Raw genomic sequence first — 757 nt, 5'->3', positions numbered from 1 at the left:
CCAAGGCATCCACTGAATGCACTTAAGACGCTTGATCGTTCTCATTATCAATGCCCGCAACATCAACAACGGCTGCCCCTCTTGAAGGCATCCGTCTCAGTCGTCGGGATTGTGAAATCCACTGCATCACTGCAGTGGCGCCAACGCAGAACATGCGTTGGCATCTTGATCGGTCAGATCAAATTAACCAGAATTCACGTGCATTTCTTGTTCCTCCCCGGGGTGCGGGTCAAACGGGACAAAAAAGCATCTCTTTACGATGTCGAAAGATCCGGATGACGACTGCCGAAGCGGTCAAAGTCATCCAAACTTGTCTCTTATCATCTGCGACGTATCTGTTCGGTGCGCGGTTCTATCAACCGCCTGGTTCCAGTAAAAGAATGGTGGAGCCTGACGGGATCGAACCGACGACATCCTGCTTGCAAAGCAGGCGCTCTCCCAGCTGAGCTAAGGCCCCATCAATGGAGCCTGCCAGATCATCAGAAGAACTGGTGGGCCCGGGTAGACTCGAACTACCGACCTCACGCTTATCAGGCGTGCGCTCTAACCACCTGAGCTACGGGCCCTCTGGATCACGCCAGAGTGCCGGCGCTCTATAGGGTCGCTTTTCCGAACCGCTTGGCTTGCGCCTCGCTTGGAAAAACTTCCGTATGGCTGGCGAACGCTAGGTTCCTATCGAAGGAACCAAACGCTGACGCGTGAATACGTCGCTTGTGAAGAAAGAGAAACGAAGGCGGCGAGTGTTCCGCAGTTTTGG

The 757-nt window shown here is 54.0% G+C and carries 2 tRNA genes; both read right to left on the bottom strand.

Features of this window, described 5'->3' with window-relative positions:
* Positions 1-381 precede the first annotated feature (381 nt).
* A tRNA-Ala gene (locus E8M79_RS05115) sits at positions 382-457 on the bottom strand.
* Positions 458-489: 32 nt separating this feature from the next.
* Positions 490-566 (bottom strand) — tRNA-Ile (locus E8M79_RS05110).
* Between the last annotated feature and the right edge of the window lie 191 nt (positions 567-757).

It is taken from the genome of Devosia sp. FKR38, assembly GCF_005222805.1.
GTDB lineage: Bacteria > Pseudomonadota > Alphaproteobacteria > Rhizobiales > Devosiaceae > Devosia.
Note: the sequence above shows the minus strand (reverse complement) of the source record. Positions and strands in the feature narration are given on the sequence as shown.